The 24,544-nt window shown below is 57.3% G+C and carries 21 protein-coding genes and 1 tRNA gene; 9 read left to right on the top strand and 13 right to left on the bottom strand.

Annotated elements, in window-relative coordinates; genetic code table 11:
- Positions 1 to 263: 263 nt before the first annotated feature.
- On the top strand, positions 264 to 965 hold the full coding sequence (locus ACESMK_RS18590) for a matrixin family metalloprotease (RefSeq protein WP_373001845.1): 702 nt from the start codon (positions 264 to 266) through the stop codon (positions 963 to 965).
- 6 nt (positions 966 to 971) lie between these two features.
- Here ACESMK_RS18590 and ACESMK_RS18585 read toward each other — a convergent pair whose 3' ends face one another.
- On the bottom strand, positions 972 to 1,520 hold the full coding sequence (locus tag ACESMK_RS18585) for a hypothetical protein (RefSeq protein WP_373001843.1): 549 nt from the start codon (positions 1,518 to 1,520) through the stop codon (positions 972 to 974).
- A 380-nt stretch (positions 1,521 to 1,900) separates the two neighbouring features.
- Between ACESMK_RS18585 and ACESMK_RS18580 the strand changes: the two genes are divergently transcribed.
- Together ACESMK_RS18580 and ACESMK_RS18575 are read left to right on the top strand one after the other, a co-directional pair.
- A complete protein-coding gene (locus ACESMK_RS18580; RefSeq protein WP_373001841.1) occupies positions 1,901 to 2,104 on the top strand; it encodes a CsbD family protein in 204 nt (67 codons plus the stop codon).
- Positions 2,105 to 2,135: 31 nt separating this feature from the next.
- Positions 2,136 to 2,318 carry a hypothetical protein gene (locus ACESMK_RS18575; RefSeq protein WP_373001839.1) on the top strand — a complete coding sequence of 61 codons (183 nt, stop codon included), beginning with the start codon at positions 2,136 to 2,138 and terminating at the stop codon, positions 2,316 to 2,318.
- Between the two features lie 27 nt (positions 2,319 to 2,345).
- Here ACESMK_RS18575 and ACESMK_RS18570 read toward each other — a convergent pair whose 3' ends face one another.
- A complete protein-coding gene (locus ACESMK_RS18570) occupies positions 2,346 to 5,036 on the bottom strand; it encodes a mechanosensitive ion channel domain-containing protein (protein ID WP_373001837.1) in 2,691 nt (896 codons plus the stop codon).
- 240 nt (positions 5,037 to 5,276) lie between these two features.
- Positions 5,277 to 5,353 (bottom strand) — tRNA-Arg (locus ACESMK_RS18565).
- An 87-nt stretch (positions 5,354 to 5,440) separates the two neighbouring features.
- On the opposite strand from ACESMK_RS18565, the gene ACESMK_RS18560 reads away from it, so the two are divergent.
- Positions 5,441 to 6,148: a TIGR04283 family arsenosugar biosynthesis glycosyltransferase gene (locus ACESMK_RS18560; RefSeq protein WP_373001835.1), complete on the top strand. Its 708-nt coding sequence runs from the start codon at positions 5,441 to 5,443 to the stop codon at positions 6,146 to 6,148.
- Positions 6,135 to 6,767: a TIGR04282 family arsenosugar biosynthesis glycosyltransferase gene (locus ACESMK_RS18555; protein ID WP_373001833.1), complete on the top strand. Its 633-nt coding sequence runs from the start codon at positions 6,135 to 6,137 to the stop codon at positions 6,765 to 6,767. The genes ACESMK_RS18560 and ACESMK_RS18555 overlap by 14 nt, the downstream gene beginning before the upstream one ends.
- A 5-nt stretch (positions 6,768 to 6,772) precedes the next feature.
- Here the strand turns inward: ACESMK_RS18555 and ACESMK_RS18550 are convergent, their stop codons facing one another.
- Complete coding sequence (locus ACESMK_RS18550; protein WP_373001831.1) at positions 6,773 to 9,592, bottom strand: insulinase family protein; 2,820 nt, start codon at positions 9,590 to 9,592, stop codon at positions 6,773 to 6,775.
- A 64-nt stretch (positions 9,593 to 9,656) separates the two neighbouring features.
- Positions 9,657 to 9,956, bottom strand: coding sequence for a hypothetical protein (locus tag ACESMK_RS18545; RefSeq protein WP_148607716.1), 300 nt, complete (start codon positions 9,954 to 9,956; stop codon positions 9,657 to 9,659).
- A gap of 385 nt (positions 9,957 to 10,341) precedes the next feature.
- Between ACESMK_RS18545 and ACESMK_RS18540 the strand changes: the two genes are divergently transcribed.
- Positions 10,342 to 12,327 carry an SDR family oxidoreductase gene (locus tag ACESMK_RS18540; RefSeq protein ID WP_008171430.1) on the top strand — a complete coding sequence of 662 codons (1,986 nt, stop codon included), beginning with the start codon at positions 10,342 to 10,344 and terminating at the stop codon, positions 12,325 to 12,327.
- Between the two features lie 156 nt (positions 12,328 to 12,483).
- Positions 12,484 to 14,730 carry a methyl-accepting chemotaxis protein gene (locus tag ACESMK_RS18535; RefSeq protein WP_372988442.1) on the top strand — a complete coding sequence of 749 codons (2,247 nt, stop codon included), beginning with the start codon at positions 12,484 to 12,486 and terminating at the stop codon, positions 14,728 to 14,730.
- A 76-nt stretch (positions 14,731 to 14,806) separates the two neighbouring features.
- On the opposite strand, the gene rnt is transcribed toward ACESMK_RS18535, so the two are convergent.
- Together rnt and pyrC are read right to left on the bottom strand one after the other, a co-directional pair.
- On the bottom strand, positions 14,807 to 15,463 hold the full coding sequence (rnt, locus tag ACESMK_RS18530; RefSeq protein ID WP_075267700.1) for a ribonuclease T: 657 nt from the start codon (positions 15,461 to 15,463) through the stop codon (positions 14,807 to 14,809).
- A 44-nt stretch (positions 15,464 to 15,507) separates the two neighbouring features.
- Positions 15,508 to 16,539 carry a dihydroorotase gene (gene pyrC / locus ACESMK_RS18525; RefSeq protein WP_373001828.1) on the bottom strand — a complete coding sequence of 344 codons (1,032 nt, stop codon included), beginning with the start codon at positions 16,537 to 16,539 and terminating at the stop codon, positions 15,508 to 15,510.
- Between the two features lie 177 nt (positions 16,540 to 16,716).
- Between pyrC and ACESMK_RS18520 the strand changes: the two genes are divergently transcribed.
- Positions 16,717 to 17,634 carry a flagellar protein MotY gene (locus ACESMK_RS18520; RefSeq protein ID WP_373001849.1) on the top strand — a complete coding sequence of 306 codons (918 nt, stop codon included), beginning with the start codon at positions 16,717 to 16,719 and terminating at the stop codon, positions 17,632 to 17,634.
- Between the two features lie 6 nt (positions 17,635 to 17,640).
- On the opposite strand, the gene ACESMK_RS18515 is transcribed toward ACESMK_RS18520, so the two are convergent.
- Positions 17,641 to 18,567, bottom strand: coding sequence for a histone deacetylase family protein (locus tag ACESMK_RS18515; RefSeq protein WP_373001826.1), 927 nt, complete (start codon positions 18,565 to 18,567; stop codon positions 17,641 to 17,643).
- Positions 18,568 to 18,776: 209 nt separating this feature from the next.
- On the opposite strand from ACESMK_RS18515, the gene ACESMK_RS18510 reads away from it, so the two are divergent.
- A complete protein-coding gene (locus tag ACESMK_RS18510) occupies positions 18,777 to 21,521 on the top strand; it encodes a GNAT family N-acetyltransferase (protein ID WP_373001824.1) in 2,745 nt (914 codons plus the stop codon).
- Between the two features lie 45 nt (positions 21,522 to 21,566).
- Here ACESMK_RS18510 and rdgC read toward each other — a convergent pair whose 3' ends face one another.
- Genes rdgC through ACESMK_RS18485 form a run of 5 tightly spaced genes read right to left on the bottom strand, consistent with a single transcriptional unit; the run spans position 21,567 to position 24,503 of the window.
- Entirely contained in the window at positions 21,567 to 22,493 is a 927-nt protein-coding gene (gene rdgC, locus ACESMK_RS18505) for a recombination-associated protein RdgC (protein ID WP_373001822.1), read from the bottom strand.
- Between the two features lie 19 nt (positions 22,494 to 22,512).
- The gene (locus ACESMK_RS18500) at positions 22,513 to 22,713 is read right to left on the bottom strand and encodes a DUF2788 domain-containing protein (RefSeq protein ID WP_373001820.1); all 201 of its coding nucleotides are present in this window, start codon (positions 22,711 to 22,713) and stop codon (positions 22,513 to 22,515) included.
- Between the two features lie 24 nt (positions 22,714 to 22,737).
- Complete coding sequence (gene yaaA / locus ACESMK_RS18495) at positions 22,738 to 23,508, bottom strand: peroxide stress protein YaaA (RefSeq protein ID WP_373001818.1); 771 nt, start codon at positions 23,506 to 23,508, stop codon at positions 22,738 to 22,740.
- Between the two features lie 12 nt (positions 23,509 to 23,520).
- Entirely contained in the window at positions 23,521 to 23,754 is a 234-nt protein-coding gene (locus ACESMK_RS18490) for a glutaredoxin family protein (protein WP_064227467.1), read from the bottom strand.
- A complete protein-coding gene (locus ACESMK_RS18485; protein WP_373001816.1) occupies positions 23,754 to 24,503 on the bottom strand; it encodes a YciK family oxidoreductase in 750 nt (249 codons plus the stop codon). The genes ACESMK_RS18490 and ACESMK_RS18485 overlap by 1 nt, the downstream gene beginning before the upstream one ends.
- Between the last annotated feature and the right edge of the window lie 41 nt (positions 24,504 to 24,544).

Here is a 24,544-nt window from a genome sequence, read left to right as displayed (position 1 = left end):
TTCGCGTTGGCCTGTGGTGTTAACGGCATTACCCAAAGCATGCTCGGGGCCGATTTGCTTTGTGCCCAGATCGAACGTCGCCCGCATCCATTAACCAAATTGTTTGCCTTTGCCCACCTGGGCTAACCGTTTTTCCGTAAACATTCCCTTACCAAACTACAACCGACATCTCTCGAGGCAGTCAGTATTCTTTTGGCATGATTCCAGTCTTCATGCTGCAGGAACGCCCCTTTCAGTCCGGGCAAATGATAAGAGCGCTGACAGTGGCAACCCTCTTGCTGCTGTCGGTTCCGTTGCTTGCCGAAGATAGGGATGGCGGATACCGGTTGCTTGAGCTGGATGGCTACATAGTCAAGTGGGGCGAACAGAGGTTAGGGGTGGGGGCGAGCATCAGCTACGCCTTCGCGGATGAGCCGCTTCGGTTCGAAAATGCCCGCAATTGTCGTGAACTGGCGCCGATGAAGATGCTTTCCGGGCAGGATCTCCCCTTCGAGACGCTGGTACGTGAGACCGAAGCGGCGTTTAAGGTATGGGAGCGCGCGGCTGATCTTTCATTCCATCGGGTTGCCGATGCACGGGATGCAGACATTGTTCTCGGCGCACAGGGCAAGCCCCGCATGCGGGCATTCGCCAATGTCTCCTATGGGCCCGAAGAAAGCGGGGGCGTGCGCGCCATTGAACAGTCACTTGTGTGCCTGAATCCCGACCAGAGTTGGAAGGTCGGATTCGGCGGTGACAAGGACATCTACGACATCCGCTACACCCTGATACACGAGATCGGGCACGCCATCGGCCTGGACCACCCGGGCCCTTCCGGGCAGGTGATGGGGTTTCGCTACACCGAGGACTTCCCCGAGCTACAGCCCGGCGATCTCCGCGGTGTCCAGCGGCTTTACGGGCGCAGCGCCGGAGGTAGCCGAATCGCCAATGCCCCCGACGCCCATGACTTCAAGCCGGCGCCTTGACGTGGCTCAGAAGTTATAACCCAGACCCACCGTATAGGCCCATATCCCGTCGTCCTGGAACGCATCGGTGGCATCATCGGTGTCGCTGAACAGGAACTGATACTCAGCGCGGGCCAGGAAATAGGTCTTGGTCTGCACGTAATACTTTATGCCTGCTTCCAGCCCTGCAAAGGCGCTGTCTTTGACTCCGTCACCGTAAATGCCGCCGAGACTACCGCCGACAAAGGGGCGCGCACGATCATTGAGAAACTGGTAATCGAGGTAGCCTCGGGTTGAACCGTTCCAGAAATCATCCGTGACGCCTTCGCCCTCAATATCGGCGTAATTGATGCTTTGCCGCACACCGGCCACCACATCAGGTCTGAGGTACCAGCCCAGATCACCAGTTACGCCAAAGCTACCGCTGTTGAAATCCCGATCGTTACTGCCAGTCCCGGAAAGCGAGAATTCCCGGTCGCCCTCATTCGGGCCGAACTCCGAGGACTGTGCGGATACTGCCATGGGTAGTGCACCGAAAAGGCAGAACGTGATGGCCGCAGTCTTGAATCCGATCATAAAAGGCTCCTTGCATTTGCTGTTCAGGTTGCATTTCCTTGATGCGCCCTTGCATACCTGGCGCGGAACGCGATGCGTCGGATACTGCAGTAGTCGATCGACGCGAAAGCATGCCCTCAGCATCGGTGCCGGCTGCCCCAGCGTCTGTGCGTAAGCGCACACAGGTTGTCGAATGGAGGCGGGAGCGGATTTTCAAGGTTAGCTCGCTGAGGGCCAGGAGTGATTCGGCAAACTCATGGGCGAGGCCAATCATCCAGTGTCTGATAACGCACAGACTCCTGTGTGTATCGAGCCGATGATGGATTGGTCAGGGCGTGCCGTTATGCGCTCTGTTTACCGAACGATTTCATGTCAGAGCCACAAGGCCAAAGGAGAACGAGATGAACAAGGACACCATTGAAGGTAACTGGAAAGAACTCAAGGGCAGAGTGAAAGAACAGTGGGGCAAGCTGACCGATGATCGACTTGATGAGATTGCCGGCAAACGCGAGCAGTTGGCGGGAGAAATCCAACAGGCCTACGGCGTTACGAGAGAAGAAGCCGAAAGACAGCTCAAGGATTTTGAAGCTTCCAGCAAGCACTGATCAAACGTAACACTCATCTGGAGATAAGTTCATGAATACGAATAAGGTCAACGTAAGTGCAAGCGGTGAAAGAGCAAAGGCAAGCGAGGGCGAGGAAAAAGCCGCCAGGGATGAAAGCCGTCCTGGCAAGAGTAAGGCCGGGAAGCATGGCAACAAGGATCAAACCGTGTTGGGCGAGATCAACGACGACTCAAAGAAACAGCAAAACGGATAATTCAAACTTGATGCGTTGACTTGCGGTTCACTCATCCGCAATGGTCCGAACGTGAATATCCCGCTGAGGGAAAGGAATCTGGATGCCCGCTTCATGAAGGGTGCGAGTAACGGCCGCGTTGATTTCGTGGGAAAGAGGCATAATGTCCAGGGGATCTTTCACAAAGACCCGCAATTCGAAATCAATACGGCTATCTCCCAGGCCGACGCAGAACACCGCCGGTGCAGGATCATCGACAACCCGCTCGTTGTTCAGAGCTATCTCGGTAAGTAGTTCCTGCACCCGGTCCAGATCCGAACCGTAGGCAACACCCACCGGCAGTATCACCCGTGTAATCGAGTCAGACAGCGTCCAGTTGGTCAGATCTTCGGTCACGAAGGTCTTGTTGGGAATAATCTGCTCCTTGCGGTCCCAGTCAACGAGGGTAGTTGCACGAATGCGGATGCGCGAGACAGTCCCGGTAATCCCCCCGATGGTAACTGTATCTCCCACGCGTATGGGGCGCTCGAACAGCAGGATGATACCGGACACAAAGTTGGCAACGATTTCCTGAAGGCCAAAGCCCAGACCGACCCCGAGCGCTGCCACCAGCCATTGCAGTTTGGACCATTGCACGCCGATCACCCCCAGGAAAACCACCACACCGACTAACACCAGGGTATAGGTGGTGAGCGTCGTTATGGCGTAGCCGGTACCCGGCTCCAGGTTCATCCGGCTAAGCGCCATTACTTCCAGTGTGCCCGGCAGATTTCTGACGGCAAGCACCGTACCAATGCCGACGAACAGCGCAAGCAGCAGGTCACCAAGTGTTATGGGCAGCGGGTCGCCGCCGTCGAGGTCTGTAGCGATAGTCCACAGCGTAATGTTGTCGAACAGCTGCAGGGCCGGAATAAGGCTCGCCCAGAGCAGCCAAAGCCCGGTAATGACAATGACGGAAACCAGGATACGCAAGAGCGAGGTGCTCTGCTGATTGATATCCTTGAGATCCATTTTCGGCATATCCAGCGTCTGTGGAACGCCTTCGCCCGAGGATTCTGCAGCTTCCCTGGTTTCGGCCAGCTTGCGTTCCGCCTCGCGGTGTTCACGCAGTCGCACCAGTGTCAGCCGGCGCTCCCTGACTGAAAGCGCCCGGAGCCCGATGTAGAACAGCATGGCGTTGAAGGCTATCCAGCAGATACTGATAAACAGGTTTCGCTCCAGTTCCAGTGCGGTGTAGTGGTATCCGAGCAGCGATGCCACCAACAGTAGCAGGGGAGTGGCAACAGCAAGAACATGCAGGGCTAACAGGCGCTTGCGCTGCAGCCGGTCGGCACGGACAGCACTCATGATGCGATGCGCGAAGATCGATAGTGCGATGGATGCAGTGGTGAAGAGCAAGCGCCCCAGACTGTGCTCGAATTCGGCCCCTCCGGGTGTTGCGGTGGTTGGCATGATAACCGTGATCGGAATAATGACGGCCAGAAGAAATGGCAGTTCCCGGCGAAGCGCGCGCAGGGAGTTGGCATGCCAGTTGAAATGCGCATCCCCCAATCCACCCTCGCGAGCGACGTTGTGAATCATCGTCAGTAGAAGCGTGACCAGTGCTGCAGCCGCCAGACCGTTGGACAGCGCAGAAAAAAAGTCGTTGCCCTCTTCCAGCAAAAGGGCTGCGACAGCAAACACAAGTACACCGGGGAACGCCAGCAAGACGCTGTTGGCGACTGCATACAGAGTATGTTCAATGCGATCACGGCCAACATTCCCAACGTATCGGCTGTTGGCCCGGAGGTTACGTTTGAACGTAGGTCGCTTGATGAGCAGAAGCGCCAAAAGGATAGCGAGAAACGCGATGCTCCCGCCGTGCTCCCTGGCCGACGTGCCTAAAGTCTCTTTGAGCGGAGCAAGACGAAACTGCTGGGCAAACCAGGCCACAGCGTTGAAAAGATCTTTGAGAGTGTCTGTACCGACAACCGGTGCACTGGGCAGCCAGAACAGGCGCTGTTGTAATAGTACCTGGTACGCCTCTACGCGTTCCTGTAGCGTCGATACCGCACTGAAATAGTCGTTCAAAGCCTGGATATGTTCCGTTACCGCTTTATGTAGCTGACGGATCAGGCTCGCTCTCTGACTTCTTAACTGGTCGCGGGCATCGTCGCCGGGATCGATAACCGCCTCAAACTCCTCCAGTCGAAGCTGCTCCTCACGCGCTGTCGATAACTGGTTTTCGATGTCGCCTATCAGGTTCTTTGCAATGCCTTGCCGCTGAAGCCGGGCCAGCCGTTGCTTGAGCAGATTGGCGTAATCGCCCGTCAGGTTTAGGCCGGCTTTTTCAAGGCGAAGCTCGAAGCTGTTGTATTCGTCTTGAAGTCGATTGAGGAGCGACTCCGCATAGGCGAGCCTGTCGCGTGTGGACGCAACCGCGACCAGGCGTTGGTCGAGAGAGGCTCTCAGAGTCTGGATTTGTTGGCGAATATCCGCCGTCTCGGTGTCTGGGAGCTCGATTTTCGGAAGGCTTTCGGCCTCAGCCTCCAGTTCAGGCTGGACGGCAGGCCTTGCCTCTTCGGGCTCCTCCTCTTTTTCTTCGACAGGCTCCCCGGCGTCTTCTTCAGCCGTCTCTGCAACACTGTCTTCATCATTTTGTTGCGCGTAGGCGGGCAGGGCGGCACCACAAACTATCACTGTCCATGCCAGGCATATTGACCGAAACCAGCATTGGGAGAGCAGTCTGCAAAGGTTCATGACGTCGCACTCCTTGCCTTCGTTGGTGACCCCGATCCTTTTCGGTCCAGTATTCATACTAGCACTGCAGAATTTTAACGGGCTAAAAAAGCATTGTGGCGAGTGAGGGGCAGGCGATGGCCTTGAAAACCGATTTGCCTGCCGGAGGTTCAGGCGGGTGCTGATCGAGGGAGAGGGTTGGCTAAAGATTGGTTGCAACAGGAGGTTGCTGTGCTTTTTCGAGCTTGGGATATGTCGGGATGGTACCCCCGGCAGGACTCGAACCTGCTACCTTCCCCTTAGGAGGGGGACGCTCTATCCAGATGAGCTACGGGGGCATTATCGCGAGAAGGGCGGTATGATAGCGGGCTGAGGCCCGGGGCTCAAGGTGCAGCCCTGTTTCGGTGAATTTCAGGGAGTGCGTTTTGCCCGAACCTTTCTCGTTAAGCGTGATAGTCCCGGTCTGGATGGAGGCTGCGAGTGTTACCGATACGCTTCGGGCCCTGCACCCGATTCGCACCATGGGGCATGAAGTGATTGTGGTGGATGCGGGCAGCCGTGATCGCACGGCTGAACTGGCAAGGCCGCTTTGTGACCGGTTGGTGTTTTCCGAGAAGGGGCGCGCAGTTCAGATGAACGCTGGTGCCGCCGTTGCGCAGGGTGATCTGTTGCTTTTTCTGCATGCGGATACGCGCCTGCCGGGCAGTGCCCTGGATCACCTTGCGGAGTTTGCCCGATCACGCCATGCCTGGGGCCGGTTCAATGTCCGGCTGAGTGGCCAGCGACCGGTGTTCCGGGTTATTGCCTGGTTTATGAACCAGCGTTCCCGCCTGACCGGAATCTGCACCGGCGATCAGGCCATTTTTGTGCGCCGGGGCGTGTTTGAGGCGTTGGCTGGTTTTCATCCAATGCCGCTGATGGAAGACGTGGAATTTTCACGCCGTCTTTGCCTGGTGTCCCGTCCATTCTGTATAAAAGAACCTGTCGTGACTGATAGCCGCCGGTGGGAAAAACACGGTGCCTGGCGAACGATGTTCCTGATGTGGCGGCTGCGCTGGCGGTACTGGCGTGGCGAATCGCCGGAGTCTCTGGCCGAAATCTACCGATCGGATGTCCGTAATGCCTCAAAGTAATCCTCCCTCTGCGGTATTTCTCCAGTTTGCCAAGTGGCCGGAAGCAGGTCGGGTCAAGACCCGGCTGATTCCGGAACTGGGCGCAATAGGCGCGCTCGATGCCCACGTCAGGCTCACGCTGGTCGTGCTGGATAACCTTTGCGCCACGGGTTACCCGGTGGAATTCTGGTGGGACCGCCCGGTGGACGACCGTCCCGGTGAGGCGGCTTCGATCCTGGAAGAGGTAAAGGGTGCGGGGCTGATTCAGGGGGTGCAGCAGGGCAGTACGCTTGGCGAGAGGATGTACTCGGCCCTGCGCCAGTCTCTTCAGGACTATGACAGGGCTCTGGTGGTGGGCAGTGACTGCCCCTCCGTCGACCCGGATTACGCGCGAAAAGCGGTGGCCTGCCTGGCCGATTACGATGTCGTGCTCGGACCATCGGATGATGGTGGCTATGTCCTGATTGGTGTTTCTCGGGTTGTAGAAGGCATGCTGGACAACATCGCCTGGGGCACGCCGGACGTTCTGACCCAGACCTGCGAACGATTAGACGAGGCGGGGCTCAGTTACTGCCTGCTGGAGCCCCGCTGGGACGTGGATGAGCCCGAAGACTGGGCTCGTTTCCTGCGCATCGTCTGACTTTCCTAGCTGGCGGGCACCGGGGGTAGATCCGTTAGCCGGCCCAGTGCCTGGACGGCGTCCGGCCTATCGCCGGTGACTACCCGCAGTGTTTGTTCCCGTTCCAGTACCGCTTTCCGGAACGTCTCAAGAAGCTCTTGCCTGCTGACACCTTTCACGGCCTCGGCCAATTGTTCCCGTGAGTCAAAGCTGTCTACGTTGCGATCAATCTCGCGCCAGTAACGGCTCGAAATCTCGCCAAGCTGTCGATCCCTCTCCAGCAGTTTGCTGATCACAGCCTGTTTCTCCCGGTTCAGCCGTTCTTCAGTCAGCCCGGACAGGGTTTCTTCAAATCCGCTGGAGAATTCCAGGATCGCCTGGTCAATTTCGGCGGGTGATGCAGAGGGAGACTGCACAACAAAGCCGAGGGCCGGCGTTTCCAGCATTTCAAAAGGCGTCGCGTAAACGATGTACCCCAACTGCCGGTTAGTACGGATGTCCTCGTAGAAGGGGCTGCTGATGATCTGCGCCAGCAGGCGGAAGCGGGCCCTTTCCTCGAAGCTGGTGTTATCTCCTTGCATGTAAAGGGTATAGCCGGTGTCCGGGTGGTCCACGTCGAGGGCGACCTCGGTTTCCTGCTCCGGTAGCCGGCGTACCTGGCTGCGATCAACGTTGGTCCGCTCGCTGTCACGGAGCACAATGGCATCGATCTGGCGGGCCAGGTTCAGGGCAGAAGCTTCGGTGAGATTTCCGTGAGCCAGCATGACTGGATCAACCTGGGCGAGGATGGCCTCCGAGAACGACTGGAGTTCCTCGAAGGTGACCTCACGGGCTGCCTTCAGCTTGTCTTCTGTGCGCCAGGAGCCTTCGATCAGGGAGGTCTGTACGAACTCAGAGGTCTGGGCTACCGGGCGATCCTTGGCCTTGTTTTGCAGGCTGTCGATCAGGTTTTGCCGGGCAATAGCAAAGCGTTGCTCGGTCAAATCGGGTGACGCCAGCTGAAGCAGAATCCGGTTCATCAACGTGTGCAGTTTGTCGTTGTAGCCGCCCACACGGACAGTGACACCCCGCAGGTGGGGGTAAACGCTGTAGTCCAGCCCCGCCAGGCTGGCGGAATAGGCCCAGGCATTCAGGTTGGTGTTGATGGCGTCCACCAGTAGCTGAGTGAGCACACTGCTGCGCGCTGAGGCCCGTGCCGCCGGCGTTCTCAGGCTCACGAAAACGTTGGCCCTGGGGGTTTCAAACCGGGTATCCCGGGCATACCACACATCCATGCCCTGGAGTTCGCCCAGCAAGTTGGGTTGCTCCATGGTTGAGCCTGACACCATGTCCAGATTTTCCGGCACGAAGGGGTTGGCGTAGGGCAAGCGCAGTTGCCCGGCGAGTTCCGGCAGGCGCTGGGTTGTCAGTGCCTCCGGATCCAGGGCGTCACGGGTCCAGGCGGCCTCATACCAGTCTGTCCGGTTCGGGTTCTCAAGGCCGGGGTCCGGTGCCAGAACGAATGCAAGCAGGTTGTCTGGCGTCAGCCTGTCGAGGATGTCCCGATACTGCTCCGGGGCGAAGCGCTCAACGAGCCAGGGTGCACGAAGCAGATCTTCCGGCGGATAGTCTTTGAGGTAACGGGAAAGTCGCATGGCCTCATGCAGCGGGTTGCCCTGTTCCCGGAACCGGAAATCGATACGGGCCAGGTTCTGCATTTCCACGAACCGCTCTTCACTGATGCCTTTCTCCCGAACTTTGTCGATGTAATTGAACACCAGGGGCAGGATGTCTTCATGGCGGCTCAGACCTTCCGGTGTGAGGGAAATGCTGATTTCCAGTGTGGCGTTCTCGCCGGTATCCATCCCCAGTCCGGCTGACAGGCTTTCTGCCAATCCGGCTCGCTTGAGCACGTCGAACAGGCTGCCTGGGCCTTCATGGCCGAGAAGGTTGGCCACGTAGCTGGCGGGCTTGGTGCGGTAATTGGCCTCCTGAGAGGGGATGGGAAAAGTCAGCGAAAGGCTGCGTACATCTTTCAGCGCTTCTGCCGTCACCTTGGCCGGTAGGTCCTCCGCCCGGTACAGGCTCGCCTCATGGCGTTTGGTATCGAGATTGCGGTTTTCAATGGCATCAAATCGGCCGCGGACCATGGATTCCAGTTCGTCCAGGGGTTGCGGCCCGTAAACCGCCAGGCTCATGATGTTTGAAGAATAATGCTGCTTCCAGAACTCGATCAGGTCGGGCCTGAGTGGATTTTCCTCGGTATTTTCGAGGGTGCTCAGGTTGCCCACGGCAAACTGGCTGAACGCGTGGTCCGGGTTACTGACTGCCTTTTTAACGGAATAGAATCGGCGCCCGTCCTCTTTCTGTTTGGCGCTGAATTCCGAATGCACGGCATTGCGCTCACGGTCAACCAGCTCGGCAGTAAACAGGGGCGCGGAGAACTGCTGGGCAAACCGATCCAGCGCCGGTTCCAGAAACTCGGGCTGAACGTCGAAGAAGTAATTCGTGTCCTGGAACGCGGTGAATGCATTGTGTTGGCCGCCGTGGCTCTTGATGAACTGCTGATATTCGCCTGGATCGGGGTATTTCTCGGTCCCGAGGAACAACATGTGCTCCAGGAAATGGGAGAGGCCCTCCCGATCCGCCGGGTCATCTCCGCTACCCACGGCAACGTTCATCGAGGCAGCCGCCTTATCCGCCTCCTGGTCAGAAACCAGAATAACCTTCAGGCCGTTATCCAGTGCGATGAACCGGTATTGGTTGTCGTCATTGGGGCTCTTCTCCGGAATCTGGGCAGTAAGAGCAAGGGTGCTGAACAGCAAAAGTGTAAGCAGGGAAAACAGGCGTGATATCGGTTTCTGCATTGAGTTCTTCCTGACGGTACGTGTGTTCATAGGCTCTCTGTGATCCGGAGAAGAGGTTTGCGTATCAGTGCATCAGTGCGTTGCGCGTACTTTCTGGTTGCTGGTCTAGTGTTTTACGAGCCAGATCGGCCGCTTTCTCACTGTCCAGCTGGCCCGAGGCAATGCGCTCCAGAACTGTGGCCATGATGGCGACGGACTGGCGATAATCGGCGAACTCGGCCTGGAAGGCCTGGTCGATGGCCTCGTAGACCGCCTGGATCTTCTGCTCCCGGGAGCCGGCGTTGTCGGCGGTGTCGTTGATGGCCTTCAGGCAGGCTCGGGCAATCGAAATGTAGCGTTCCGCGTTGGGGTTGTCTTTCTGCATGGTCGGGATTCCGAAGGTCGGGTTTCCTGTGAAAAGAAGAGATGCCAAAAGGCGCGATAAGTTCCCGATTATGTCATTGCTGGCGGGCTCTTTCATTGCATTGTGGTAATCCGGAAATTGGGCATGCACAGGGCAATTCCTGTGCTAGTCTCAAAAACATTGTGTCGGCGAACCGGACAGGCACGTTCAGCCTGCGGGAACGGAAATTTAGAGTAATAGCTCTATATAAAACAAAAGCTTACAGAGTAAAAGCTCTAAAAAAGTTCGATACATGAAGGTTGCAATTAAGTACAATGCCGGCGTTTCCGGAAAACTATAAGACTTTAGTCGTATGGGTTCTGGCATGGATAGACAACAATTGAGCAACAGGCAGGGTGGAAGATCGATGAATTATTTCCTGACGGGTGGCACCGGATTTATTGGCCGTTTCCTCGTGGAGAAGCTGCTGGCACGTGGTGGTACTGTCCACGTGCTGGTGCGGGAACAGTCCCAGGACAAGCTGGACAAATTGCGAGAGCGCTGGGGCGCGGATGAAACCCAGGTGAAGGCCGTGATAGGCGACCTGACCAGCAAGAATCTGGGCATCGACGCCAAGACGATGAAAGCCCTGAAGGGGAAAATCGACCACTTCTTTCACCTGGCCGCTGTATACGATATGGGCGCAGATGAAGAAGCCCAGCAGGCGACCAATATCGAGGGCACCCGGGCTGCGGTGAATGCTGCGGAGGCGATGGGCGCCAAGCACTTCCATCACGTTTCTTCCATTGCGGCTGCCGGTCTGTTCAAGGGCATTTTCCGCGAGGACATGTTCGAGGAGGCCGAGAAGCTGGACCACCCGTACCTGCGGACCAAACACGAATCTGAAAAGGTCGTTCGTGAGGAATGCAAGGTTCCCTTCCGAATCTACCGTCCGGGTATGGTGATTGGGCATACCGCTACCGGTGAAATGGACAAGGTGGATGGCCCCTACTATTTCTTCAAGATGATTCAGAAAATCCGCCACGCGCTGCCCCAGTGGGTGCCGACCATCGGTGTCGAGGGTGGGCGTCTGAACATTGTGCCGGTGGATTTCGTGGTTAACGCCATGGATCACATTGCCCACCTCGAGGGCGAAGACGGCAAGTGCTTCCACCTTGTGGATACCGATCCGTACAAGGTTGGCGAAATTCTCAACATCTTCAGCGAGGCTGGTCACGCACCCCGGATGGGGATGCGGATCGATTCCCGCATGTTCGGCTTTATTCCGCCATTCATTCGCCAGAGCTTGAAGAATCTGCCACCGGTGAAGCGTCTGACATCGGCCATTCTTGATGACATGGGCATTCCGCCCTCTGTGATGTCGTTCATCAATTACCCGACCCGTTTTGACGCCCGCGAAACCGAGCGCGTTCTGAAAGGCACCGGCATTGAAGTGCCGCGCCTGCCGGACTACGCCCCGGTGATCTGGGACTACTGGGAGCGTAATCTGGACCCGGACCTGTTCAAGGACCGCACGCTCAAGGGCACGGTTGAAGGTCGCGTCTGCGTGGTGACCGGTGCTACGTCCGGTATTGGTCTTGCAACCGCCCAGAAACTGGCAGACGCCGGCGCGATCCTTGTGATCGGTGCCCGCAAACTCGAGCGCCTGAAAGAAGTGGCCGCGGAGCTGGAGTCCCGGGGCGCAAGCGTGCATGCCTATCCCTGCGATTTCTCAGATATGGATGCCTGCGACGAGTTTGTGAAGACCGTGTTGGATAACCATGGCCAGGTCGACGTGCTGGTCAACAACGCCGGGCGCTCGATTCGCCGCTCACTGGATCTGTCGTTCGACCGCTTCCACGATTTCGAGCGCACCATGCAACTGAACTACTTTGGTTCCGTTCGTCTGATCATGGGCTTTGCGCCCAAGATGCTGGAGAATCGCCGCGGTCACGTGGTCAACATCTCGTCCATCGGTGTGTTGACCAACGCTCCCAGGTTCTCGGCTTACGTGGCCTCCAAGTCTGCGCTGGATGCCTTCAGCCGCTGCGCCGCTTCGGAATGGTCGGATCGCAATGTCACTTTCACCACCATTAACATGCCGCTGGTGAAAACGCCGATGATTGCGCCAACCAAGATCTACGATTCTGTTCCGACGCTAACGCCGGACGAGGCTGCGACCATGGTTGCTGATGCCATTGTCTATCGGCCGAAGCGAATCGCTACCCGTTTGGGTATCTTTGCCCAGGTCCTGCATGCTCTGGCACCGAAGATGGCCGAAATTGTCATGAATACCGGTTACCGGATGTTCCCGGATTCACCGGCTGCCGCCGGTAGCCGTTCCGGGGAGAAGCCAAAGGTGTCCAGCGAGCAGGTGGCTTTCGCCGCCATCATGCGGGGCATCTACTGGTAACGTGGTAGCCCCTGAATCGAGCGGGAGGGGGAGTTACTCCCCCTCCCATATAAATTGATTGAACGAGATTCGCCTCTTTTATGAGTTTTTCTGGGCTAAAGAAAACCTGCCGATAGCCGATGATTAGCCTAAGAACAATACTAAATGAGGCCATTGATGACTCTGAAAAAACGTCTTTTGCTGACTTTGCTGCTGGTTGGCCTGCTTCCCGTAATTGCCATCTCGTTTTTTAACGCCGAAATTGTCCGAATAAGCCTGAAGGAACAGGCGTTGCAACAACTTTCTATTGCGGCGACCAATAAGCAGCGTAGTGTTGAAGATTATCTCAACACCATTACCCGGCAGCTGAAAGCCATGGCCAATAATCGCGGGACCCGAACTGCGGCCCAGGGGTTTGGTTTGGCATTTCAAAATTATGAAAAACTGGTAAAAGCGGAGCAATCGACCTTACGAGACAACGTCGAGGCTTATTATCAGCAGAATTTTTTGCCACCCTTGCAGCAAAATGGTGGTGCTAACGGACGTTCAGCCTCGGACTTCGTTGCATCCCTCAGCAAAAACAGCCTGGCTCTGCAGATGGGTTACATCGTGGACAACCCAAATCCTGTGGGGCAGAAAGACGAATTGGTATCGGCTGACGTCCATATCGCGCAGTTTTATAACACGCTTCACAAACAGTGGCACACCTCGTTCAAGGAGTTTCAGGAGGCTTTCGGCTACTACGATATTTATCTCATTGATGCCGATACAGGCCATGTTATCTATTCCGTAGCCAAAGAGGTGGATTTTGCTACCTCCCTGAAAGACGGTCCCTACGCGGATTCTGGCCTGGCGGCGGCTTATCGTCAGGCGTTGTCTGACGGACAGGATACTGCACCGACTTTTGTTGATTTTACGAAGTATGTACCGTCCTACGGTGCTCCTGCGGGATTTGTGGCAACGCCCATATATTCCGAAAAAGATGAGCGGCTGGCCGTGCTGGCCTTCCAGTTCCCCATCGACAGCCTGAACAACATCATGATGGAACGAGATGGCATGGGCGAAACCGGGGATGCCTATCTGGTGGGGCCGGATAACCTGATGCGGTCAGACTCCTACCTGGATCCGGAAAACCGCAGTGTTGTCGCTTCCTTTGCCGAGCCGGAGAATGGACGCATTAGTTCGACATCGGTGGATGAAGCTCTGGCTGGGAATTCCGGTGAAGGCGTGGTTACGTCCTACCGTGGCGAGCCAGTGTTTTCCGCCCACAGGCCAGTTACCGTAGGCGGGCTGAACTGGGCGCTGGTGGCGGAGATCAGCGAAGACGAGGCCTTGGCGCCGGTGCGTGAAATGTGGACTCTGGCGGCGATAGCCATTGCTATTGTGATCTTGGCCGTGGTGGCCGTGGCAGTCTGGACCGCGGCGCGGATCATGAAACCCCTTGGCAAAGACCCGGCCGAATTGCAGGCACTGGCGGAGCAGGTGGCTGCGGGTAACTTGGTCATTGACTCGTCCGACAGTGACAGGGCCACGGGTGTATACGGCTCCATGCTCAAGATGGTGTCGGACCTGAAAGAAGTGATCTTCAAGGTTGAAGAAGCGTCCCAGCGCCAGGCTGGTGCATCTGAACAATTGTCCGGCACTATCTCGCAGACTCTGGACAATGTGAATCAGCAAGCAGAGCAGACTGAGCAGGTGGCGTCGGCCATTGAAGAAATGTCCTCCGCCATCAGCGAGGTGTCCCAGAATACCGCTGAATCGGCAGCCGGTGCCCGGCGCACTGATGAGGCGGTGAGCCGCAGCGCCACCGAGGTGGAATCCTCCGCTGCTGACACCCGTGCTATGGCCAGGGAACTGGAGGAAGCAGAGGCCGGCATAGAGGATTTGCGAAAGAATATGGAATCCATCACCAGGGTTCTGGATTCGATAAAGTCCATCGCCGACCAGACTAACTTGCTGGCTCTGAATGCAGCCATTGAAGCGGCCCGGGCCGGTGAACAGGGCCGGGGTTTCGCGGTGGTTGCGGATGAGGTGCGCAGCCTGGCCCAGAATAGCCAGAAGGCGACTGAGGAGATAAGTAGTTCCATCGAAACTCTGGTCAATTCGTCGGAGCGTGCTTCAAAGGTGGTTACCCGCTGCAGCGCCCAGGCCAGTGGTATTTCCGAGCGGGCAGGAGCCGTTGTATTGCGGCTTCGCGAGGCAGTGGACGAGGTCACCCGGATGTCCGGTATGGCCGAGCAGATTGCCACGGCATCCGAAGAGCAATCAGCCACGGCCGAAGAAGTAACGCGCAACGTATCTACAATTGCTGAAAAGTCCTTTGAGACCAAACAGGCCATGGCCCAGATATCCGAAGCCAGTGGTGACTTGGCGGAGTTGTCTCATCAGCTCAAAGATTCGCTGTCCCGGTTTAAAGTCAGCTGAGTACGAGGCGTGACTTTCACACCTATGCCTGGCGCACAGTTAAAAAAACCCGCTGCGGCGGGTTTTTTCATGGCGGTTACTCGGTCTCTTCGGGGATCACCGGAGGCGGGAAGCCGCCCAGTTCTTTCCAGCGATTCACAATGCCGCAGAACAGGTCTGCCGTTTTCTCGGCATCGTAGGCTGCAGAGTGGGCTTCCTTGTTGCTGAAAGGAATGCCCGCGAGCTTGCAGGCCTGGGCCAGAACCGTGTGGCCATAGGCCAGGCCGGCGAGCGTGGCGGTATCGAAGGTTGAGAAAGGGTGGAACGGATTACGACGTATGTCGGCCCGCAACGCGGCTGCAAAGATGAAGTTATGGTCAAAGGTGGCATTGTGGCCCACCAGGACGGCACGCTTGCAATCGTGGTTCTTCACCGCCTTGCGAATGGGGCTGAAGATCTCGCTGAGTCCTTCCCGCTCGGGTACCGCTTCTCGCTCCGGATTCCACGGATCAATACCTGTGAAATCAAGGGCGGACTGCTCCAGATTTGCACCTTCGAAAGGATCGATCTGCTGAACGTGGGTCTCAGCGCGCCGCACCCAGCCGTCGTCGTCCATGGTCAGTATGACGGCTGCCACTTCCAGAAGGGCGTCCCGCTCGGGATTGAAGCCAGCGGTTTCCACGTCGACTACAACAGGCAGAAACCCGCGAAAGCGGCGGGACATGGGATGCGGTGGTTTGTTTTCGTCAGTCACTCAAGCTCCGGTCTTGGCCGTGTGTGAGAAGGGTTCAGTCAGGTTTACGCCAGCCGCCAGTTAACGGTTTCGCCGGCCTTGAGGGGCACGATGGTTCCGTCAGACAGAGGTAGCTGCTCGGCCATGGTCCAGGGCTCACGGACCAAAGTGATTGTATCGGTATTTCGCGGCAGGCCGTAGAAATCAGCACCGTTGAAACTCGCGAAGGCTTCGAGTTTGTCCAGAATGCCAAGCTCTTCAAAAATGTCGGCATATAGGCCGATGGCGCCATAGGCAGAGTAGCAACCGGCACACCCACAGGCCGCTTCTTTGCGGTCCTTGGCATGGGGCGCGGAATCGGTGCCCAGGAAGAAGCGCTTGTCGCCACTGGCCACAGCGTCCCGCAGGGCTTGCTGGTGCCGATTGCGCTTGAGGATTGGCAGGCAGTAGAGGTGCGGGCGAATACCGCCGACCAGCATGTGGTTACGGTTATACATCAGGTGCTGGGGCGTCAGCGTCGCGCCCAGATTGTCTCCGCCGTGCTGCCGGACAAACTCTGCAGAATCTGCCGTGGTGATATGCTCCAACACGACTTTGAGATTCGGGAATGCCTCCAGCGTAGGTGCCAGCACTCGTTCGAGGAAGACCTTTTCGCGGTCAAAGATGTCGATGTCGGCATCGGTAACCTCACCGTGAACCAGAAGCAGCATGCCGCAGTCAGCCATGGCCTCAAGAACCGGATAGATGTTGCGAATATCTTTCACCCCGGAGTCGGAATTGGTGGTGGCGCCGGCCGGGTAGAGCTTGGCGGCCACAACACCGGCGGCCTTGGCTTCGAGGATGGTGTCCGGTGTCATGCTCTCGGTCAGATACAGGGTCATCAGGGGCTCGAATGCCCTTCCGCCCGCAGCCGCAAGAATTCGCTCCCGGTAGGCCATGGCGTCAGCTGCGGTTGTGACCGGTGGTACCAGATTCGGCATGATGATGGCGCGGCCGAAACAGGCGGCCGTAGCAGGTACAACGTCCGAGAGGATATCGCCGTCCCGAACATGAAGGTGCCAGTCGTCGGGGCGGGTAAGAGTCATCTGGTCTGTCATGGTAGTTGTCCGCAATACTTTGTGGCGAGGCCGGGGCTGAGAAAGCACCCGGAAAAATTTGGCGAATTATACCAGAAGGTGCCGGTGATTGTTTTCCGGTCGGCGGCTAAAGAAACACGATTATGGGCCGTTAAACCTTCAGAAGCTGATAATTCCCGGACACTGATGGCACGCACTATGGGATTTCGCCCCGGTTATAGTCTGAAAACTGCTCTGGTTGCCTGCCTTCCTGCCATGCTCTTGCCCGCAGGTACGCTGGCCGCAAGCTATGGTGCAGGTATTGAAAACAGCCAGTGGTACCTGGCTGAGTCGGTATTCGAGTGTCGGCTGGTACACGAAGTGCCTGGCTACGGTCGGGCAGTATTCCATCATCGGGCGGGCGAAGATCTCAGCTTCTTTCTGGAATCCGATTCTGCCCTGATGCGCCCCGGGCGGGGCAACCTTGTGGTAGAAGCGCCGACTTGGCGCCCGGGCGTGGCTCCGAGGTCCCTGGGTTCGGTAAACGTGTCGGACGGTCTGCGCCAGGTCTCTCTGGACACCCGTCAGGCGTTTGTTGTGGCCCACGGCCTGCTGGATGGCATGCGCCCAACGGTAACCAGAGAATCCTGGTTTGACGGTCGCCCGGTGCGGGTGCATGTTTCCAATATCAATTTTGCCGGTGAATACCAGCGTTATCGACGCTGCACATCCAATCTGTTACCTGTGAATTTTGATCAGATCCAGCGTTCAAGGGTTCCGTTTGCCAGCGGCAGCACCCAGCTGTCAGGCGCGGACAGGGAGTTGCTGGACAATATTGTGACCTACGTGAACGCCGACTCCACTGTCGAACGGATTTTCGTGGACGGTCACAGCGACAGTATCGGAAGCCGGATCGATAACCGGGCACTTTCCGAAGATCGGGCCAATGTGGTAGCGGACTATCTGAAGGCCCGGGGCATCGATGAAGATATGATTACGGTCCGTGCCCACGGTGACCAGTATCCGGTCTCGAACCGGCCAGCGGATAACCGCCGCACCAATATTCGCCTGCAGCGGGCCGGTGACCGCCAGGAGCTGCAGCAGGCGAACGGTTATGGCGGTGAGCCCAGGGGCTAATCAGCCTCAGTAAACAGAATCGAGCACTTCCAGATGAGCGTTCACGCTTTCAGCCAGCGCCCGCAAATGGTAGCCACCTTCCAGTGTTGAAATGATCCGGTCGTTACTGTGTTCGCGGGCGACTCCTACGATCAGCTCCGTCAGCCACCGATAGTCTTCGGTATCCAGGTTCAGCTCCGCCATCGGGTCCATTTTATGGGCATCGAAGCCTGCGGAAATCAGTATCAATTGCGGTTTGAAGTCGTTCAGCCGTTTTAGCCAGCCCGCCTCGACCTGTTTCCGGTATTCTTCAGAGGAGCAGTTCGCTTCAATCGGAATATTCACGATGTTGTCGGCCTGCCGGTGCACATGGGAGTGCGGGTAGAACGGATGCTGGAAACTGGAACACATCAGGATTCGTTCATCACCGCCAACAATATCCACGGTTCCGTTACCCTGATGCACATCGAAATCGATGATTGCCACCCGCTCAAGATGGTGAAAGGTGAGGGCGCGCATGGCGGCAAGCGCGACATTGTTGTAAAAGCAGAAGCCCATGGATTTGGCACGCTCGGCGTGATGGCCGGGCGGGCGGGCGCAGACAAACGCATTGGTGACCTGGCTGCTCATGACCATATCAACGGCCTGAACGTTGGCGCCGGCCGCCAGTCGGGCAGCGCGGAGGGTATCCGGCATCATGGCCGTGTCCGGATCGGTAAACACACGGCCCCGGGTCGGTTGCATCAGATCCAGCTGGTGCAGGTATTTTTCCGGATGCACCGTCAGTAGCTGATCACGCGTGATCTCTTCCGGCCGGACCCAGTCGAGCTTCTGATCCAGGCCGCTATCTGCCAGATAGCTGATGATGGCTGCAAGCCGTTCGGGGCTTTCCGGATGCTCTGGCCCCATGTTGTGTTTCATGAAGTCATCGTGGGAAAAGAATGCCGTGGTCATACGTCTCGGGCTGCCTTCAATATGCTTATATTTTTTTCAAGCTTATCAGGGAAAACCGCAGGATGCCGTGTTTCTTTGGTCTTATAGGGGCGATAGTCATTTCACATCGGCGAATCACCGCCTAAGATAAGGGTTACGCCTATAAGTAACCCGTTTTATTACATTTATTACCCCGACGGCCTGCCGGCCGGACACGAAGGAGAGTCAGCTTGAGCACCCGGTATCTGGAGAGCCTGTTCAACCCCGCATCCATTGCGGTGATCGGTGCGTCGGAGCGGGCGGATAACCTTGGCGGCATGGTTTTGCGGAATCTGATGGGCGGAGGTTACCCGGGCCGGTTGCTCGTTGTTAACCAGAATGATTACGACAACGTGCACGGGATACCTTGCGTCAAGAAAGTCTCGAAAATGGAGTTTTCACCGGATCTGGCGATCATCTGTACGCCGCCGGATACGGTTGCCAAGACCATCAAGCGGCTCGGCGAGGCCGGGGTGCGTACCGCCATCGTGATGACCGGTGGCATGTCCCGTACTCACAGCAAAACCGGCCAGCCGCTGATGTATTCCGTACGGGAAGCCGCCCGGGAGACCGGTATCCGGGTGCTTGGTCCCAATACCATCGGCCTGATGGTTCCGGCCCGAAGCCTGAACGCTACCTACGCCCATATGGGAGCAATCCCGGGCCGGGTGGCGTTCGTCGGGCAGTCCGGTACCATTGCCAGTTCAGTGATTGACTGGGCGTTCGCCCGGGGTGTCGGGTTTTCCTATTTCCTGACTCTTGGCGATGGCATGGATATCGATCACGACGACCTGATCGATTATCTGGCGCAGGATACCCAGACCCGCGCAATACTCCTGCATATCGAGAACATTCCCAACGCCCGGCGTTTCATGTCGGCGGTTCGGGTGGCTTCCCGTACCAAACCGGTGATTGCGGTGAAGTCTGGCCGAGTGCCGGAATCCGAATGGTTTCCCCACCAGCTTCCGGATGGCCTGAAGCGCAGTGATCCGATCTACGACGCCATGCTCCAGCGGGCTGGTGTGCTTCGGGTTGACGGTCTTGGCCAGATGTTCGATGCGCTCGAGACCTTGACCCGAATGCGCCCTTTGCGCCGTGAAACTCTGGCGATCATGGCTAATGGGGTTGGGCCCGGCGTGTTGGCCGTGGATCGGTTGGCGGATCTGGGCGGTGAATTGGCAGAGTTGTCAAATGCCAGTATCGAAGCCCTGGCCGAGCTACTGCCACCTTACTGGACCCGCAAGAATCCGATCGACCTCAATTACGATGCTTCTCCGGAGCTGTACGGCAAGGCCATCAAAATCCTGGCCAAGGACCCGGAAGTGGCGAATGTGCTGGTGATGTACGCACCCAGCTTGACCGAGGACAGCCTCCAGATTGCGGATGCCGTGGTGCAGGCCTCCAAGGGGACCCGTCTGAACGTGTTCACCTGCTGGCTGGGCCAGAGTACGGTCATGGACGCGCGGGAAGAGTTCTACAGGGCCGGGCTGCCTTCCTTCTTCAATCCGGAGAAGGCGGTGATGGCGTTCATGCAGCATGTTCGTCACCAACGGGTACAGCGCCTGCTGACGGAAACCCCGGAGTCGTTTACCGATCATTTTGCCGACCGGACCCACACCCGCAAGGTGGTGATGGGCGCGATGCGTTCGGGCCGCTTCCACCTGTCAAACCGCGAAGCCCGGGAACTGGTTCGGGATTATGGCATCAGCACCATCGACACCATGTACTGCGATGATATGGAGGAGGTGCTGGAGGTGTTTGCGGTTGAGCGCCGCCCAATTGATATCACCATCATTCACGAGCAGGCCTGCCATCCCTTCCTGGACCTGAGCCCGACCCAGCGTCGTTACAAGGGCACGGTGCAGAAGCTCAACAGTGAAGCAGCGATCCTGGATTCCTGCCGCTATCTGATGGAGGAATACCAGAATCACTTCCCCAACAGTGGCTTTCTCGGCTTTGCAGTTCAGCGTTCGTATCAGCATGTCGGCGGTATTGAGTTCAGCGTTGGCATCACCCGGGACTCACTGTTCGGACCATTGGTCGTGTGTGGTGCCGCAGGCGCGCAGATCAATGTGATGACTGATCGTCAGATCGCATTGCCACCCCTGAACATGGTGCTGGCCCGTGAACTTCTGCGCCGCACGTATATGTACAAGCTGCTGAAGGAACACAGCCTGAAGCCGGAAGAGGATATTCGGGCGGTGTCCGAAACGCTCGTAACGCTGTCCCAGATTGTCATCGACATTCCGGAAATCCAGGGCCTGGAGATCGCGCCTTTGCTGTTCAACGAGCAGGGTGCGGTGGCAGTGAATATCGCCATCAATCTCGCAGAGAAGCCGGGTCGGCCGATCATCCAGCCCTATCCGAGGGAGTTGGAAGAGTGGATTGTGCTTCCGAAATCCGGTCGGCGTGTGATTATCCGCCCGGTGCTGGCCGAGGATGAGCCGGCGCACAGGGCCTTCCATGAGCTGCAGTCACCGGAGTCCATTCGCTACCGGTTCTTCCAGTACCGTAAGCATTTTTCCCGGGAAGACGTGGCGCAGATGGTGCAGATTGATTACGACCGTGAAATGGTGTTTATTGCCAACGCCCCGAGGGAAGATGGCGAAGGCGAGGAAACCCTGGGCACCGTGCGCACCTGGACCGATGCGGACAACCTCCAATGCGAGTTTGCGGTCATGGTGCACGACAAGATGAAGGGAGAGGGGCTCGGCGTTGCCCTGATGCAGAAAATGATCGATTACTGCCGGGCCCGGGGCACCATGGAAATGGTTGGCAATGTGCTGCCAGACAACCGCCCCATGCTGCAACTTGCCGAACACCTGGGCTTTGAGATCAAGTTCAACACCGAGGAAGAAGTGATGGATTTGCGGCTGGTTCTGAATGAACCGGAGAAGGACTGGCAGCGAGAGCGGTTGGGCAAGAGCCACCACTGAAGTAGGGGTCAGAAGAGCTTTTCTTCTGACCCCGGGTTCACGACTCTATTCTTCGACGATGGCCGAGCGGTCTTCACCACCGAGTGCTTCGAGCAGGCCCGGAATCAGGCGGGAAAGTTCGAGGGTCATCAAGGTGAATGCGGCGTCGAACTTGGCAACTGCATCGTCCACATCAACGTCGTCCAGCTGGTCCTGAAGTGTTTCGCCGAATTTCAGGCGACGAATGCCCAGTTCTTCATCCAGCACGAAAGAGACGTTGTCGTCCCAGGTCAGGGACAGCTTGGTCACCTGCATACCCGCATCCAGATGATTGCGGATTTCATCAGCCTTCAGGTCCAGGCCTTTGCACCGCACCACGCCGCCATCTTCCGACGGATCTTTCAGCTCGCATTCACTGCCCAGAACCACCTTGCCAGGCAGATCGATGGATTCGTTCAGCCAGCCGGTAAAGGTGAAGGCGGGGGCCTGTTCCACGGCGGGCGGACGAACCGGAAGCGAGCCAAGACTCTTGCGCAGAGTGGAGGCCAGATCTTCCGCCTGTTTGGCGGAGCCGGCGTCCACCACCAGAACACCGTCGTGGGGAGCGAGATAGGCAAAAGAACGGCGGTTTTTGGAGAAGGCCTGGGGCAGCATCTCCAGCATCACCTGTTCCTTGATTTCATCCTTCTCTTTGCGACGCACTTTGCGGCCTTGCTCGAATTCGATGGCTTCGGCCTTTTCTTCAACCGCTTCCTTCACCACCGGGCCCGGGAGAATCTTTTCTTCCTTGCGCAAGGCAATCAGGTGATAGCCGTTGGCGCTGTGAACCAGCTGTTCGCCATGCTTGCCCAGCGGCGGTACCCAGCCCTGGCGGCTGGTTTCCTGAGGACCACAGGGCTTGAAGGCGTCGGCCTGCAGCTTTTCCTCCAGATCTTCAGGGGAGATATCAAACGGTTTGGTAAATCGGAATACGCGGGCGTTGCGAAACCACATCAGGGCTGGTCCTTGTCTTTCATATTTGCATGATCTCTACGAGTACGGTTTTAACGATGAATCCAACGACGCCGGCGCCCAGCACGGTAAACAGGGCAATGGTGCCGAATCTTCCGGCCTGGGATTTCTTGGCCAGATCCCAGACGATGATACCCATCCAGACAATCAGGCCGGTCAGAAACACCAGCATGGCGATCTGGGAAAAAACTGCTTCGTTCATTGCTTACTCCGATATCAACGTGGATTACTGTTCATCCCGCAGGAAAACCCAGTTGTTGTTATCGGATTGGTCTTCGCTGAAGTAGTAGCCTTCGAGGTTGAATCCCTTGAGGTCGTCGGCTTGTGTGATGCGGTTCTGGATGGCAAACCGGCACATCAGACCACGGGCCTTCTTGGCGTAGAAGCTGATCATCTTGTACTGACCATTCTTCCAGTCCTTGAATTGGGGGGTGATCAGCCGGCCTTCAAGGTCTTTCTTCTTTACGCTTTTGAAATATTCATTGGAGGCGAGGTTTACCAGTACGCCGTCGTCGTCTGCCAGCAGCCGGTTGATCTCGTCAGTGATCTTGTTGCCCCAGAACGCATAAAGGTCCTTGCCACGGTTGTTCTCGAACCGGGTGCCCATCTCCAGGCGATAGGGCTGCATCAGGTCCAACGGCTTCAGTACGCCATAAAGCCCGGACAGCATTCGCAGGTGTTGCTGGGCAAACTCGAAATCGGCCTCGCTGAAGCTTTCGGCGTCCAGCCCTGTATACACATCGCCCTTGAAGGCCAGCACAGCCGGGCGGGCATTCTCCGGGGTAAACGGTGTGTGCCAGTTCCGGAAGCGCTCGGCGTTCAGCTGGCCCAGCTTGTCGCTGATGCTCATCAGATTGCTGATCTGGTGCGGTTCCAGTTCCTTGAGCTGGTCCACCAGCTCACAGGCGTCATCGAGAAAGTCCGGCTGGGTGTAGGTATTCGTGGCCAGCGGGCTCTCATAGTCCATTGTCTTGGCAGGGGAAATAACCATCAACATGTCAGGCAATCCTCATTGCAGGAATGTGAGTAATTCATCCCTGGTAAAAGGCCAGTCCAGTTCCGCACCGGTATCGTTGCGTCGTAGCACCGGTATCCGGGTGCCGTAGCGCTCCACCAGCTCTTCGGACTGGGCAATGTCCACCACATCTACCGGTATGGGCTCCGGCATCGGCGTATTTACAAGCAGAGCTTCGGCCAGTTCGCACAAATGGCACTGGGATGTTGTGTAGAAAAGCAGTTCCATTATTTCGGCTGTGCGTCCAGTTTCTGGCCGTTAACGCCCTGGCTGTCTTTGCCCATGAGGTACAAATAAATCGGCATCAGGTCTTCCGGTGCCGGATTCTGTTGCGGATTCTCCGCCGGGTAGGCATGCGCCCTCATATTGGTACGGGTGGCGCCCGGGTTCAGACTGTTCACCCGTATATTATGGCGTTCGTCGTCCAGTTCTTCAGACAATAGCTGGCTGAGACCCTCAATCGCAAACTTGGAGACTGCGTAGGCGCCCCAATAGGCTTTGGCCTTTCGGCCGACACCGGAGGAGGTGAAAATCACCGAGGCATCGTCGGATTTGCGCAGCAGGGGGATCATGGCCCGGCTGAGCAGAAAGGGAGCCGTTGCGTTCACGTGCATGACCTTGTTCCAGGTTTCCGGGTCATACAGTTCCACCGGGCTGCGATCGCCCAGGATGGCGGCATTGTGCAGCAAACCGTCCAGTTGACCAAAGTTGTCTTCCAGGGTCATGGCCAGTTCTTCGTAATCCTTCACCGCTGCCCCTTCAAAATTCATCGGCACGATCGCGGGTTTGGGGTGGCCGGCGGCCTCGATTTCGTCGTAAACCGTTTCCAGCTTGCTGACGGTGCGGCCCAGCAGAACCACGGTCGCGCCGTGGGCAGCGTAGGCCTTTGCCGCTGCCCGGCCGATGCCGCTGCCGGCACCCGTCACCATAACGATGCGGTCTTTCAGAAGATCGGCGGGTGCTTGGTAATCATGCATAACCTGTCTCCGTGTCAGGCTGTTACCGGTTGGACACCGGA

It is taken from the genome of Marinobacter sp. (genome assembly GCF_041687235.1).
In the GTDB taxonomy this organism is placed as follows: domain Bacteria; phylum Pseudomonadota; class Gammaproteobacteria; order Pseudomonadales; family Oleiphilaceae; genus Marinobacter.
Note: the sequence above shows the minus strand (reverse complement) of the source record. Positions and strands in the feature narration are given on the sequence as shown.